The organism is Sutcliffiella sp. NPDC057660, assembly GCF_042800035.1.
Classification (GTDB): Bacteria; Bacillota; Bacilli; order Bacillales; family Bacillaceae_I; genus Sutcliffiella_A.
Genome location: NZ_JBHVHV010000007.1, coordinates 243,970 through 258,653, shown reverse-complemented (window position 1 = coordinate 258,653; position 14,684 = coordinate 243,970). Strand labels below are relative to the sequence as shown.

General features: G+C 42.1%; 15 protein-coding genes. 10 read left to right on the top strand and 5 right to left on the bottom strand.

Features of this window, described 5'->3' with window-relative positions; translation table 11 throughout:
- Positions 1-1,086 precede the first annotated feature (1,086 nt).
- From ACFVAD_RS10255 to ACFVAD_RS10240, 4 genes are all read left to right on the top strand, one after another.
- Positions 1,087-2,808 (top strand): WG repeat-containing protein, encoded by a 1,722-nt coding sequence (locus tag ACFVAD_RS10255; RefSeq protein WP_386639071.1) that lies wholly within the window; start codon positions 1,087-1,089, stop codon positions 2,806-2,808.
- 223 nt (positions 2,809-3,031) lie between these two features.
- Entirely contained in the window at positions 3,032-3,547 is a 516-nt protein-coding gene (locus ACFVAD_RS10250; protein ID WP_386639069.1) for a GNAT family N-acetyltransferase, read from the top strand.
- Positions 3,548-3,976, top strand: coding sequence for a hypothetical protein (locus ACFVAD_RS10245; protein WP_386639066.1), 429 nt, complete (start codon positions 3,548-3,550; stop codon positions 3,974-3,976). It abuts the gene before it with no gap.
- Positions 3,977-4,047: 71 nt separating this feature from the next.
- The gene (locus ACFVAD_RS10240; RefSeq protein ID WP_386639063.1) at positions 4,048-4,707 is read left to right on the top strand and encodes a DUF421 domain-containing protein; all 660 of its coding nucleotides are present in this window, start codon (positions 4,048-4,050) and stop codon (positions 4,705-4,707) included.
- A 213-nt stretch (positions 4,708-4,920) separates the two neighbouring features.
- Here ACFVAD_RS10240 and ACFVAD_RS10235 read toward each other — a convergent pair whose 3' ends face one another.
- Together ACFVAD_RS10235 and ACFVAD_RS10230 are read right to left on the bottom strand one after the other, a co-directional pair.
- Positions 4,921-6,381: an alkaline phosphatase family protein gene (locus ACFVAD_RS10235; RefSeq protein WP_386639060.1), complete on the bottom strand. Its 1,461-nt coding sequence runs from the start codon at positions 6,379-6,381 to the stop codon at positions 4,921-4,923.
- Positions 6,382-6,436: 55 nt separating this feature from the next.
- Positions 6,437-6,853: a phosphatase PAP2 family protein gene (locus ACFVAD_RS10230; protein ID WP_386639057.1), complete on the bottom strand. Its 417-nt coding sequence runs from the start codon at positions 6,851-6,853 to the stop codon at positions 6,437-6,439.
- A gap of 258 nt (positions 6,854-7,111) precedes the next feature.
- Here ACFVAD_RS10230 and ACFVAD_RS10225 point away from each other — a divergent pair, with 258 nt between their 5' ends.
- Together ACFVAD_RS10225 and ACFVAD_RS10220 are read left to right on the top strand one after the other, a co-directional pair.
- On the top strand, positions 7,112-7,465 hold the full coding sequence (locus ACFVAD_RS10225) for a DUF805 domain-containing protein (RefSeq protein WP_386639054.1): 354 nt from the start codon (positions 7,112-7,114) through the stop codon (positions 7,463-7,465).
- Positions 7,466-7,642: 177 nt separating this feature from the next.
- Positions 7,643-8,401 carry a class I SAM-dependent methyltransferase gene (locus tag ACFVAD_RS10220; RefSeq protein ID WP_386639052.1) on the top strand — a complete coding sequence of 253 codons (759 nt, stop codon included), beginning with the start codon at positions 7,643-7,645 and terminating at the stop codon, positions 8,399-8,401.
- A gap of 825 nt (positions 8,402-9,226) precedes the next feature.
- On the opposite strand, the gene katA is transcribed toward ACFVAD_RS10220, so the two are convergent.
- On the bottom strand, positions 9,227-10,681 hold the full coding sequence (gene katA, locus ACFVAD_RS10215) for a catalase KatA (protein ID WP_386639114.1): 1,455 nt from the start codon (positions 10,679-10,681) through the stop codon (positions 9,227-9,229).
- 196 nt (positions 10,682-10,877) lie between these two features.
- Between katA and ACFVAD_RS10210 the strand changes: the two genes are divergently transcribed.
- Together ACFVAD_RS10210 and ACFVAD_RS10205 are read left to right on the top strand one after the other, a co-directional pair.
- Complete coding sequence (locus ACFVAD_RS10210) at positions 10,878-11,132, top strand: YqkE family protein (protein WP_386639049.1); 255 nt, start codon at positions 10,878-10,880, stop codon at positions 11,130-11,132.
- On the top strand, positions 11,132-11,653 hold the full coding sequence (locus tag ACFVAD_RS10205; protein WP_386639046.1) for a GrpB family protein: 522 nt from the start codon (positions 11,132-11,134) through the stop codon (positions 11,651-11,653). Before ACFVAD_RS10210 ends, ACFVAD_RS10205 begins: the two co-directional genes overlap by 1 nt.
- Positions 11,654-11,690: 37 nt before the next feature.
- On the opposite strand, the gene ACFVAD_RS10200 is transcribed toward ACFVAD_RS10205, so the two are convergent.
- Both ACFVAD_RS10200 and mciZ read right to left on the bottom strand, forming a co-directional pair.
- Complete coding sequence (locus ACFVAD_RS10200) at positions 11,691-12,611, bottom strand: aldo/keto reductase (RefSeq protein WP_386639044.1); 921 nt, start codon at positions 12,609-12,611, stop codon at positions 11,691-11,693.
- A 77-nt stretch (positions 12,612-12,688) separates the two neighbouring features.
- On the bottom strand, positions 12,689-12,829 hold the full coding sequence (gene mciZ / locus ACFVAD_RS10195; protein WP_386639041.1) for a Z-ring formation inhibitor MciZ: 141 nt from the start codon (positions 12,827-12,829) through the stop codon (positions 12,689-12,691).
- Positions 12,830-12,904: 75 nt separating this feature from the next.
- On the opposite strand from mciZ, the gene ACFVAD_RS10190 reads away from it, so the two are divergent.
- Both ACFVAD_RS10190 and ACFVAD_RS10185 read left to right on the top strand, forming a co-directional pair.
- Positions 12,905-13,456: an NUDIX hydrolase gene (locus ACFVAD_RS10190; RefSeq protein WP_386639038.1), complete on the top strand. Its 552-nt coding sequence runs from the start codon at positions 12,905-12,907 to the stop codon at positions 13,454-13,456.
- A gap of 9 nt (positions 13,457-13,465) precedes the next feature.
- Positions 13,466-14,635, top strand: a complete 1,170-nt coding sequence (locus ACFVAD_RS10185; RefSeq protein WP_386639035.1) for an endonuclease Q family protein — start codon at positions 13,466-13,468, stop codon at positions 14,633-14,635.
- The last annotated feature ends 49 nt before the right edge of the window (positions 14,636-14,684 follow it).

Sequence of the window (14,684 nt, the reverse complement as noted above, 5' to 3'; positions counted from 1 at the left end):
ATAGCTTCTTTAAAATGTAAAGAAAAGCTCACCATTATTGAAGATTATGAAAAAATTCTCTCTAAAGTGTTGTCCACTTTCTTGACAGAAGACCACAACAGCCCGGAATGAGACCACGAAACAGGAGAAAAGAAGAAATCGCGGTTTCAAAATCGCGGAATGAGACCACGAAACAAGCGAAAAGAAGAAATCGCGGACTCAAAAACGCGGAATGAGACCACGAAACATAGAAAAAGAAAAAATGGCGGTCTCAAAATCCCGGAATGAGACCACGAAATAAGAGAAAAGAAGAAATCGCGGACTCAAAAACGCGGAATGAGACCACGAAACATAGAAAAAGAAAAAATGGCGGTCTCAAAAGCCCGGAATGAGACCACGAAACAAGAGAAAAGAAGAAATCGCGGTCTCAAAATCCCGGAATGAGACCACGAAACAAGCGAAAAGAAGAAATCGCGGTCTCAAAAGCCCTGAATGAGACTACGAAACAAGAGAAAAGAAGAAATCGCGGTCTCAAAAACGCGGAATGAGACCACGAAACAAGAGAAAAGAAGAAATCGCGGTCTCAAAAACGCGGAATGAGACCACGAAACAAGCGAAAAGAAGAAATCGCGGTTTCAAAAACGCGGAATGAGACCACGAAACAAGCGAAAAGAAGAAATCGCGGTCTCAAAAGCCCGGAATGAGACCACGAAACAAGCGAAAAGAAGAAATCGCGGTATCAAAAACGCGGAATGAGACCACGAAATAAGAGAAAAGAAGAAATCGCGGTTTCAAAATCCCAGAATGAGACCACGAAACATAGAAAAAGAAGAAATCGCGGTTTCAAAAGCCCGGATTGAGACCACGAAACATAGAAAAAGAAAAAATGGCGGTCTCAAAATCCCGGAATGAGACTACGAAACAGAGGAAATGAAAAAATGGTGGTCTCAAAAATCCCAGACCTACCAATACCGCAGAAATTAAGCAATATTTAAATGAGTTTGCTTTCATCCCCTCCCCCTTTCCTCCCATCAAACACCAATCAAACACCCATTCCCCACCCATCCCATATAATACGGAAAATGCTATTTATGGGGAGTTGCGGCTATGTGGTTTAAACGGGTTGTTCCACGATTGTTTCCTGCTTCGGTGAGGACGGTAGAAGGGACAAAGTGGGGGTATATCAACGAGTCAGGAAAGTTTGTGTTAAAGCCTCAATATGGGGATGCAGGGGATTTTCAGGAAAATGGTTTGGCAATTGTCAGGCTGAAGGGTGCAGGGGTTATCAATCAGACTGGCCGCTTTGTCGTGGAGCCAAAATACAGCTCCATCTCGCCTTTTACTGAAGGTCGAGCTGTTGCGATGGATGATAAAGGCTTTTTGATCATAAATGAAAAAGGTAAGGTGCTGACGAGCAAATCGTATTCATTTATTAGTCCTTTTCAGGAAGGGAGAGCGGTCTTTCAAATAACTGATGAAAACGGAAAGATCGTATATGGCTACCTGGATCTGAATGGAAAGGAGGTCATTCCACCCAAATACCAGTATGCTTTTGACTTTAATGATGGCAGAGGTCTCGTTCAAGTAAAGGAGAAGGAATATGCGCTGATTGACCTTAACGGCAAGCAGCTTCAGACTTTTCCCTATGAGCAGATGAACGGTTACAGCGAGGGATTGCTGTCATTCCAGAAAACGTATCAGGATAAGGCGGGGTATGTGGATGAAGCAGGGAAGGTGGTCATTGAGCCGAAGTTTGGCATGGCATTACCTTTTCAGGATGGAAGGGCAGTGGTGAATGCTTCCACTGATTATAAGAATGAGTTCGGATTGATTGATAAAAAGGGAGCATATATCATCCCGCCTAAATATAATGATATCAATATTCTCGGGGGAAACCGGGCATCTGTTGGCAAGGCGATCAATGCAACGGAACCATATCTGGGTTCTGTTTACGCGATTGCAGATACCCAAAGCGGAAAGTTGTTGACAGATTTTATCTATAGCAGTGTAAATGATTTTCAAGACTCCTATAGCTCTGTTACTCAGGACGAAACGAGCTTTTTTATCACTAAAAAGGGGACACGGGCGACTGGGCTGCCTGTCATTCGGGGTATAGGGACGCTTACATTGGCAGGGAGCATCATTAAGGCCTTTGTGGACCAGCGATTAACGTATTATGCCCGAAACGGCAACGTTGTGTATTCCCAAAATATCACCATCCCCCTATCAGGTAAAGTATTTATTCGTGAGGAAAAATACATGCCGAACAAGGATTACCTGGTGTATTTCCCCCAACTGGATGGAATGAAGGATGAAAATGCCGAGAAACGCGTAAATCAGGTCCTGAAAAAGAAATCCCAGGTAAAACCGATTGACCCGAATGCACAGCTCGACTACAGCTATAGCGGTGACTTCTCTGTGAGATTTTTTCAAAAGGCCTTGCTCATTCTGGAGCTTGTCGGCTATAATTTTCCATTTGGTGCAGCACATGGGATGCCGAGTCAGATTGAAGTGCCAATCAATATTAAGAATGGCAGTATCTATGTATTAAAGGACCTTTTCAAACCAGGCAGCGATTATGTGAAGGTACTGAGCGAGATAATCGGCAAGCAGATTGCCGCCTCGGAGGATGGCTATTACTTCCCGGATGCATATAAAGGAATCAGCCCCGATCAGCCGTTCTATGTGAATAATGAGTCACTATTCATCTACTTTCAGCCATATGAAATCGCAGCCTTTGCAGCAGGTTTCCCGACATTTGAGATTCCGTTTTCGGAGATCGAATCGATTATTAACAAGGAAGGCGACTTTTGGAAGTCGTTTCATTAAGGTAGTTGGCACTCTTTGATTCTAAAGGGGTGCTTTTTCGTATGTTGAGTTAAATACATTTGTCAAAAAATCTTACAAACGAGTTGATTATTTTATCAAACGAAATGATAATGCTAAAAAATAATTATTTTTTTAGAAAATTGCTTACTGCTTTCTGCCAAATATATTCATGCTATACTAGAAAAAAGGAAAATAATACCGATAACTTTTGGAGTGAATGCAGATGAAAAATCAATTATTCATTGAACAAATAGAAGACACTGATCCCTACCTGGATGAACTTGCAGAAATGCTGGTTCTCGTTGTCGAGGGTGCATCCATCGGATTCCTGCCGCCAATTACAAAGGAAGTTGCAGTAGAGTATTGGAAACGTGTAAGGAAACCTGGAATCGTACTCTTTATTGCTAGAATTGAGAATCGTGTGGTCGGAAGCGTTCAGCTCCATGAGAGTTCGAGTCAAAATGGTGCGCACCGGGCAGAAATCGCCAAAATGATGATACATCCCGAATTCAGGCAACAAGGTATCGCGAGAAAGCTCATGATGGTTGCTGAAGAAAAAGCCATTAGTGGGGGAAAAACACTATTGGTCCTGGATACGAGAGAAGGAACCGCAGCCAACAGCCTCTACATTTCCCTTGGATACGTAGAAGTAGGAAGAATCCCGAACTATGCAAGGTCCGCTGACGGAACACTTCATACGACCGTAATCTATTACAAACAGATCGGTCTGGTGGTGTGATTGACTTATCGAGCCAAGACACAAAGAGGATTGCTGGTTAGCTTACTATTTTTTACACTCGCATCATGGGCATGGAATTTTGATACTACTAATCTCTTTTCCTTTCATATTATAATACTTGTTTTTATTCTGGTTGCTTTGGGGACCAGCTATGAATTAACCGTAGACAAAGCGGTTCTAACCTACCAAATGTTGTTCCTCCAGACTACAATTTTTAAAAGAACAGTAAATGCATCACAGATCAGCCAGATGAAGTTCAAACGGTACGGTTGGATTCAAACTGGGGTTGCGATACGAATGAAAAAGGGATTCACGTTGCGGATTGTTGGCTTTAAACCGCAACACCATCTAATTAGATTAGAAAAATTTGCAGAAGAAAATGGCATTCCTATTAATGAAACAGCAGGCTACATCATCTTGAAAAGATAGATTCAAAACCAATCGGATAGTTAATGAAAATAAGGGGATGATATCCTAAAAAGCTATCCGAGGTATGAATTATGACTTTAGTTATTAAGATTTTGGTTATCTACATCATTACAATTGCCATCATGCGGCTTATGGGGAAATCCACGATTGTCCAGATGACCCCTTATGATCTGGTGGCCATCATAATTGTAGGAACGGTTGCATCCGAACCCCTGATCAGTACGGAGTTCCTGCCAACGCTTGGCGCATTGACCACTTTGGTGATCCTGCATATTATCTTTTCCAAGCTTACATTATGGCAATGGGGAAACCGATTTTTTCTGGGGGAACCCACTCTGCTTGTAAAAAATGGAGAAATCATTGAGGATAATATGGAAAAGACAATGGTGTCGATTGCACAGCTGCTTTCCATTTTAAGAAGTAAAGGCTATCCCAACATATCCGATATTGATTATGCCATTCTTGAGCCGATCGGTGAAATCAGCATTATTCCAAAGGCGGGGAATACCCCTGTGACTGTGCAGCATCTGGATATCTCGATTGATGATGAAGGACTACCGATAGCGGTCATCATTGATGGAAGGGTCCAGGATAAAAATTTGAAACTGCTTGGTAAATCGCGGGATTGGCTTATGGAAAAGCTCCAAACCAACAATCTGAACGTAAAGGATATTATCTACGCCTATGTGAATGAAAAAACGAAAAGTCTGCAGATCAATAAAAGGAAATAGGGAAAAGCGCTATAAGGTTTGGCGCTTTTTTTGTGTGTAGAATTATGTCGGACATTGCGTTTTGTGCGTATTGTCATGATTTTTCATCGTATTTTCAGAATTTTACGCGTAAGTGGGATTGATTTCATCGCATATTTAAATTTTTGTGCAAAAGCAACCAATTTTTGTACATAAGCGATATTGGGAAGCAGGTTTACCCCAGGTTGCCTCGCTTTACTTCAAAACCTCTAAAATCCACTCCTTCAAATCCACCATTCGAAGTTGCTCGATGCTCTTATCCGTCCCCGTGACCAGGATGGGGGTGACGGAATCCACTTTATGCATGGCTCCGTATAGCCGTGCTAGCGCATCTGGATAATCACCATACTCAATAAGAGTATCTTTTAATTTCAAATCCAAAATGGAAATATTTCCTTTAAGAGACCAGGCTTGATGATATTCATCCTTGAAGGGTCCTTTGGAAGCGATGGTAAGCATCCCTTTATGATCAGGGGAAATGACATGGATGCTCCCGCCTTCCTCCCAGGCTATCCAAGCAATCCGGGAGTCAAGCTTCAGGGTGGACGCGATCTCTCTTGTAGCCGATTTTTCTCTCAAATAATAGATATAGGCCATACGCTCATTCGCTGTAATAACCAGCTCGTCTTTAGGACTTATCTCTTCCCCTAGTTCCAGCACTTTGTAGCTTTGAAGAGCTTCTCTTAGATCAATTAACGCTTCTTTTTTCTCCTCGTTAACAGAAGATTGATTACTGTCCCCTATGATCACCCACACCATATTTTCGAGGGCATCTTCCCAGGTCGGAAATACATTCAACACTTTCTGAAGCTGTTGATCAAGCTCTTTAATCCCTTTTAATGTCCCCGGTCCTTTCTTATGTACAGGATGGTCATTCTCCGGAAAATAAAGGATTGTAAATGCAGGAAGGATATTTTCCTTCAAAAGAAAAATCAGTTCCTGTGCTGAATAGGCATCATTAAGCCCTAATCGATTCACGATATGCTTGTTCTTGGGATCTTGTTGTAACAGCCTACCCATGGATAGGTATGTTGGACCTTTTGTCTGGTATATAACGGGAAGTTCCGTAAGTTTTGCGACTGCTTTTGGGATTTTCAATGTGTGCTCATAATTTCCTCGATAGATCAATGTATTAATGGAAGCGGACTGTTTACCGGCCCTATCCAATTCTTCATGTATAGTTGTGACATCTGGTGAAAGGTCTGAATTATTATAATGATACAAGCTGTTCTCAGCAATTTGAGCGGGGCCAAGCTTAAGAATTTCAAACAATCCATTTCCATAGCTGATAATCCGCTGCTTATCCGTATCAAACCAAATAAGGGCAGGGATTTTATGCTGATCGGGATAAGTACCTGTGATGATAGTGCTATCAATCGTAACGGACATAGTGGGATAGGAGCTCACAAGGGTGTTACTGTAGTTTCCATGCTTCATGAAAAAAGCTAGAGCGGGGGCTTTATTTTCCTTAATGGCTTTTTTTAGTGGCTCATCCATCAATGAGTCAATAACAAGGAGAATCACCTTTTTTGAGGTCTCATTGTTGACCTGTACAATCTCTGAGGCTTTTCTTTGCTGATGTAAATTGCGGTCGACGAATACACCTGCAATGATTAAACTGCTCATAAGGATAAAAAGGAAAGACCGGGTTCTCATGGAAAACCACCCCCCAAAAGTGTGGACCTATTACTATTACAAAATTTTCGCAAATTTAAGTTTCTGATCGCTTGTGGAGAATCAAACCGATAAAGAATCCTAAAATGCCGCTGCCAAAAATGTCAGAAGGATAGTGAGAACCTACCCAAACACGTGAAACACCTGTTAACAAGGACAATCCCAATAGGAAGGAGCCAAGTATACGTTTATAAAAAAAGATAGTAGAAGAAAATGCAAAAACCAGTATCGTATGTTTACTTGGAAAGGAAGAATCGACTTTAGAAGGGATGAGAATTCCAACACGTTTTTTTACAAAAGGTCTTGGCCGAAAATAAATAAGCTTAATCAATCGGTTCGTTACCAATGCAGCTAAAATGGATAGGAAAGCATCATTGGTCATCTTTAAATGACTTTTCTTATTCAGCCAAAGAACAATTAATACAATGATATAAATAATATTAACCTCTTCCAATTAATTTAATCCTATATTTCTATATCAATGATTGCGTTAAATTCGGAATGTATTTTTATTGTTCTAATGAAACGTATAAATTATTCATTTCACGAGGTAGCTGTATTTAATTTTCTTTTGAAAAAAACAATTCTAAAATTCTTTGAAAATCAATAAAATTAATAGAGATATTTTTACAATTATGTGATATATTTTTAATCAAGTTGTTTCTCAACTTAAACTGACAAAATACTATTTTTTTTGTAGGGGGATTTTGGAATGCATTGGTATACGAATGTATTGAAAAATTATGTTACTTTTAGTGGCAGAGCAAGACGTAAAGAGTACTGGATGTTCGCTCTTATCAACTTTTTGATTTCTTTGGCACTGACTGTGGTAGAGATTGTTGCAGATTTATCACAAATTTTAACTGGCCTTTATTCATTATTCATTTTCTTACCTTCTTTGGCTGTAACAATTCGCCGCTTGCACGATACAGGCAAATCCGGCTGGTGGTTCCTGATTGTACTTATTCCATTGGTAGGTGCGATTATTCTTCTTGTGTTTATGTGTCTTGACAGTGAAGAAGGAACAAACAAATACGGTCCAAATCCTAAATCAGCTGGCTATTAATAGTCTGATAGCGTTAAAGAAAACCGTCCATCCTTGGGCGGTTTTTCTATTTGGTATAGATTAATCTATGTTTGATTTAGATTCATTTGGACAGACGGCAAGATTCATATTAGTATAGAGATATATGATTGGAAAATTAATCTAATTTTAGTGAAAAATATGGACGGTGACTAATTGTTGAAAAAAGTTCTGGAGAATGCAGAAGAATATAATAATCCCATTTTATATGATCAGGAAAATGAGAGTTTCCAAGACGATATCCCATTCCTGTTGAAGTGGGCTAACAAAACGGAAGGGCCAATTATCGACATTGCTTGTGGTACTGGCAGAGCTACGATCCCTTTGGCTGAAGCAGGATTTGAAATGATAGGTGTAGATATCAATGGGAAAATGCTTGACGAAGCGAAAAGAAAAGCTGCAGAACTTTTGATTCCTATTCAGTGGGAAGAACAGGATTGCACAGACTTTCAATTGGAAGCAAAGAGCAATTTGATCTTTACGGTCGGAAATTCCTTTCAGCACTTTTTAACCAATGAAGCTCAGGATATGTTGCTGAAGTCTGTGGGCAAACATTTGGAGATGGGAGGCATCTTCATATTCGGTACAAGGTTTCCAAGTTCCGAGGAGCTGCTTCAGCCAAGTACGGAAGAATATTGGAGAAGCTACAAGGATGGGGATACGCAGCAAAAAGTGGATGTCTACACGATAAGTGAATATGACCCGATCGAGCAGCTGCAGCATTACACCACGATAAGAAGAATGAAAGAGAGTGAGGCCAGTACCAGAATCACATTAAGATACACCTATCCAAAAGAGATGGAGCGCCTTCTAACAAAACATGGCTTCAAGATTTTACATGTGTTTCAGGATTTGAAAGAAACCCCTCTATCCAAGGATGCCTATCAGATGGTTTGTATTTGTGAGAAGGTCGGATGAATGGATTCGGAATAGTTCGTAATGTTATTACTTTCTGCATTCTGTAACCTCATCTTTGGGGCAGTGTTTTACTTCGTTGCAGGCTCTTGGGTGATCAGCATCAGATATCTACTTTCAAAGATTGGTTGGGTAGTAGATTCCAATTCGGATGATGGTTTTCTTCAATTTTTCCTCTTTGTCGCGATCACTTCGAGCATAATATTTTTCCCTGTCTGGATTATAATCAATAAAGCGATGGTACATGCTATACCCGTTCGGAGAGCCACGTACTTTTGGATAAACGGTGCCGGTTTTCTAATAGGTGTTTTTGCGGTTATGGGTTACTTGCAACTGCTTTAATGGAACCATGAACACGAGGAATCACTAGATGAGGGATGCCTTTTTTAGAAGAGGGTATCTCTTTTTTTTATGTAATACTGGGTGTCGGAAAATGGCGGAATGTGCGTTTTATCGATATCCTGGTTTATTTCACCGATAAAATAAAATTCTCGTTGATAAATTTTTCTTTCCGTTGATATCATGTCCGGAATCGTTGATATATGAAAATTTCCATTTATATCGGTATTCGCCTTGCAAAAAGATGAGTGGTTTGTAGCTCATACGTCCCCCAAAAACGCTATTTCCGCACTTTAATCCTAATCCCGCAACCACACAACACCGTATGCTTCAATTTCTTCTCCGGTTTTTCACAGATTCTGCAGATTTGACCGATCATGTTTCCAACTCCTTTCCGATTTTGTAGCAGGCACCATTATGTTGGTGCCTGCCATGACAGTAGTGAGAATAAAAGAGAATGTTAATGTTTGATATTATTAGTACAAGAAGTTACAGAACTTCCTGTGGCACCTTCAGCCCGAGGCCTTCAGCGACGCGTGTTCCGTATTCATGGTCCGCTTTGTAGAAGTGGGCGATCTGGCGAAGCTTTATTTCATCATTTTCAACAGGAGCCATGGAACCGACGATATTGGCAACAAGACGTGTGCGTCCCTCTTCGCTTTGCAGGCGATATAGGTCCCCGGCTTGTGTGTAGTGATCATGGTGGTCATAACTAACACTGTCCGCTACTCCGGAAATAGGATATGCCGCTGGTTTATTTTCAGGTGATTCAGTTGGACCTCCATAGCTGTTCGGCTCATAGTATACTGAACCGCCGCCATTGTTATCGAATCTCATTTGGCCATCGCGCTGGTAGTTGTGTACTTCATTGCGTGCCCGGTTGATCGGCAATGCCTGATGGTTGGCTCCTACGCGATATCGGTGTGCATCATGGTAGGCGAACAAGCGTCCTTGCAGCATTTTATCAGGAGAAACATCGATTCCCGGCACCAATGTTCCCGGGGAGAATGTTGCCTGTTCCACTTCTGCAAAATAGTTTTCCGGGTTCTTATCCAAGACCATGCGGCCAACTTCGATTAAAGGATAATCTTTTTGGGACCAAACCTTCGTCACATCGAACGGATCGAAACGGTACGTATTGGCGTCCTCAAGCGGCATGATTTGTACATATACCTTCCATGCAGGGAAATCGCCTTTCTCGATGGAATTGAAAAGATCTTGCGTATGATAGTCAGGATTTTCTCCAGCAATTCTGGTCCCAACTTCTTCTGTCAGGTTTTTGATTCCTTGCTCTGTTTTGAAATGATACTTGATCCAAACCCCGTCTCCATCCTCATTTACCCATTTAAAGGTATGGCTTCCGAATCCGTGCATATGACGGAAGGTTGCTGGAATTCCGCGGTCCGACATAAGTATGGTTACTTGATGCAATGATTCAGGGGAGAGGCTCCAGAAATCCCAAACCGCATTAGGGTTCTTTAAGTGTGTTTGTGGATGGCGCTTTTGCGTATGGATAAAATCCGGGAATTTGATGGCATCACGAATGAAGAACACAGGTGTGTTGTTACCTACAAGATCGTAGTTTCCATCTTCCGTATAGAACTTCACTGCAAATCCGCGTGGGTCACGAACAGAATCGGCAGAACCATTCTCACCTGCAACCGTGGAGAAGCGAACGAATAGCGGTGTTCGTTTTCCAATCTCGGATAGGAATTTTGCTTTCGTATATTTAGTCACGTCATTTGTCACTTCGAAGTATCCGTGTGCACCGGCACCTTTGGCGTGAACTACCCGCTCAGGTACCCGCTCCCTGTTGAAATGAGCCAGTTTTTCTAATAGGTGTACATCTTGGATTAAAGTCGGGCCTCTGGAACCTGCCGTCATGGAGTTCTGATTGTCCCCAACAGGAGCACCCCAGCTAGTAGTCAAATTTTTATTATTGATACTCAAATTGTTTCACCTCAATGAATAGATTAGTAGTACATTTCTAATGATAACACTTCTCAAACAAAAATCAATATTTATTTATAATAATTATAAAAAGAAAATTTTTATAAAGAGGAAATCACGCTTAAATTTATTTCGCATAGGAGACCATTCTGCTATACTACTAAAAAACATATAAAGGAGATTGTCTTATATGAAGAAAAAGCAGCGAAAACAACAACCACAGCCTGCTAAGCAAAAAGAGGAAAAGCTTTCCTTGAAGGATCAGCTGCAGGACGATGTTTTTTCAAAATTAAAATCAATGAAAGACCAGCTTGTTCAGACAGAGCAGAAGGCAAAGGATGAAGAGGCTGCCAGAATAAAAGAGGAAAAACGTCTAAAAGAGAAGAACAAGTCGTTTGAAGAATTGTTTGAGGAAAGCAACCAGAACTGGAAGGAATTCAAATAGTGACAAGGAAATATTTTGTGGTTGATCATAACCCGTTATGGCTGGAACAATTTCAAACTGAAGAGAAGCTTTTGAAAGAGGTATTCGATAAAGCGGCTGTGAACATCCATCATATCGGCAGCACGGCTATTCCTTCGATAAAAGCGAAACCTATTATCGATATTTTAATAGAGGTTTCAGCATTAATTGAGGTGGACCAGCTAAATCCAAAGCTTTTGGAGCTTGGCTATGAGGCGAAAGGTGAAAACGGAATCGCGCAGCGACGCTATTTTCAAAAAGGCGGAAAAAGACGCAGTCACCATCTCCATTGCTTTATTTCCGATCATCCAGAAGTGGAAAGGCACCTGAATTTCCGCGACTATCTAATCGCTCATCCTGAAAAAGCGATGGAATACAGCGACTTGAAGCACCGTTTATCGACTGAAAATGGTGGGGATCGCGAGGCATACCTTTCGGGGAAAGAGCCTCTAATCAAGCAATTCGATAAGGAAGCGGAGATGTGGTCTCGTAGTCTCAAATAAAAAGTGCCTGACACATTAACTATGTCAGGCACTTTTTTCAATTAAGGTGGGAATCATAATGCGACTGCTTCAGAAAAGTCTTTATTTTTACCATTTCACTTTCCGTTAATGGAGGGTATTCCATAGCGGAAATGTTGGCTCTTACCTGTTCCAACGAGCTCGCTCCGGGAATTACGGCTGCAACTGTCGGATGAGCCAGGCAATAATGAAGGGCAGCCGATTGTAATGGACGGTCCTTTATCGTATCTTGTAGTTTCCCAATCAACACCACTAGCTCTTCATAAGAGTAGTCCATATATCCGTTGTCCTTAGCCTTTTCTTTCGCTTTTTCAAGCCCAGTATTGGAAAGGAGTCCTTTTGCTAGAGGGCCCCTTGCTACTACGCTGATGTTGTTGGCATGAAGGTAATCCAGATATTCCTCGGGTCTAGTATCAAGCATGGAATATTGCATCATGATGGAAACGATAGAGGAGGATTCCGTAAAACGTTTGATGACATTCGGCCGGATAGAGGAGATCCCGTATTCGCGGATATACCCTTCCTTCTTCAATTCCTCGAATGCTTCGATCGCTTCCTCCGTAGGATCATCAATTGTCCCACCATGAAGCTGGTATAGGTCGATATAATCGGTCTGCAATCTCTTTAGGCTATCCTTTACCCCGGACTTGATGTGTTCCTTTGAAGGATCCCACTCCCAGCCTTCTTTCCCGGGGGTCCATCTGTTGCCGACCTTGGTGGCAAGGATGACCTTGTCACGCTGCCCCTTCAAGGCCTGTCCGACGATTTCTTCGTTACGTCCAAAATCATAGAGATCAGCGGTATCCAAGTAGTTGATGCCGTGATCCAGTGCTTCTCTTATAATTTCCCCAGCCTTTTTTTCATCGGTGCCAAGTGACATGCAGCCAAGACCCATTTTACTGACAAGAAGATCTGAATTTCCTAACCTGTTTTTCTCCATTCACAATTCCCTCCTTTTTTGAAAATCACTTTTTATTATTGTAACGAAAAAAGAAGGCCCCCGGCAAACGGGAGCCCTCATTTAGCGTTATTATCTTTAAGATGATCAATCCATTCCTGAACCGTCCCGTGCTTTTTTGCATATTCCTTCAGTTTGGATCGGATTTCCCAGGCTTTCCCAACCAGAACGATACTGTTAGGACGCACATAGATCTGCAAATTTGTTACCTCCCAATCTTTGTATGGTAGAATGTATGAATAAATAATGACAATCAGAACAAGGAGCGGTTTAGCGTGGATCATTTAAAGGAAACGACGATAAAAAAAGATAAATTATTTTCAGGAAGAATCATTGATCTATATCTGGAAGAGGTGCGCTTGCCGAATGGAAATACGAGCAGCCGTGAGATTATCAAGCATCCGGGTGCAGTGGCTGTCATCGCCATTACAGAGGAGAATAAAATCGTGATGGTGCGTCAGTTCCGCAAGGCGATGGAAAAGGTGTTAGTCGAGATACCGGCAGGCAAGCTTGAAAAAGGGGAGGAACCGATCACGACGGCGAAACGTGAGCTGGAGGAGGAAACAGGCTATACGTGCGATTCTCTGACACCGCTCATCTCCTTCTATACATCACCAGGTTTTGCAGATGAACTGGTGCATCTTTTTGTAGCAAACGGTTTGAGGAAGGATACCATAGAGCATCACCTGGATGAGGATGAGTTTGTTGATTTGTTGGAGGTAACACTTGAGGAAGCTCAGCGGATGGTAGAAAACCAGGAAATCTACGATGCCAAGACAGCCTTTGCCGTTCAGTATCTACAGCTGCAAGCCATGATGCGAAAGTAGGAGGGTTCCATGCAGGACTATTTTACAGATCTACATATTCATTTGGGCTCCACTTTAAGTGGCAAACCCGTTAAAATTACCGCTTCGAGAAAAATGACCATTGAAGCGGTGATGGAAGAGGCACGGACTCGCAAAGGTCTGGATATGATTGGGGTCATTGACTGTCATGTCCCGGAAGTTCTGGTCCAGCTAGGAAACTTGGTGAAAGCTGGAGTGGCCAATGAGCAGGCTGATGGTGGGATACAGTTTGGAGAAACAACGCTGATTCTCGGTACAGAGCTGGAAATCCATGATGAAAACTGCCAGGGACTTATTCACGTATTATGTTATTTTCCAAAACGTGAGACCATGATTGAGTTCTCGCGCTGGCTCAGTGAACGTTTGAAAAATATCACGCTATCCACACAGCGTGTATATGAAAATGCAGTGGTGATCCAGGAAAAAGTGCGTGAACTGGATGGACTATTCATTCCGGCACATGTATTTACTCCTTTTAAGAGCCTCTATGGGAAAGGTGTTGTCCAAAGCTTGAGAGAAGTGTTCGATCCTGAACTGATCGATGCGGTGGAGCTTGGATTAAGTGCGAATACCGCTATGGCAAGCGCTTTATCCGAACTGGACCGTTATTCGTTTGTTTCCAATTCGGATGCCCATTCGGTAGGGAAAATCGCTCGGGAATATCAGAAGATCAACATGATGGAACCGACGTTTGAAGAGCTAAAGGCTGCTCTGCACGAAAGGGATGGTAGAGGCATTACAGCCAATTACGGGCTCGATCCGCATCTTGGAAAATACTATCGGACCGCTTGTGTTGAGTGTTTGCAGGTCGTGGATGGTGTTGGCGCAGTTGTAGAGGGATGTCCGGGCTGCGGGCATGCCCGGTTGACAAAAGGCGTCTCAGTGCGAATAGAAGAGATTCGTGATCAAGCGGCATCTTCTAGGGAAAGACCACCATACATCCACCAGGTTCCGTTGGATTTTATTCCCGGGCTTGGTCCGAAAACTTTGCAGAATCTGCGAGAGGTGTTTGGAACAGAAATGAAGATTTTACACGAGGCCACATTTGAACAGCTTGCTTCAGTGATCGGTGAAAAGGTAGCTCAACTGATTGTAAAGGCGAGAAGAGGGGAACTCACCTTTCATAGCGGCGGCGGGGGCAGGTTTGGACGAGTGAAGTAGTTATTATTATTGAGGTCGGCGAAATAACTAAGCCGACTTTTTTGCGGTC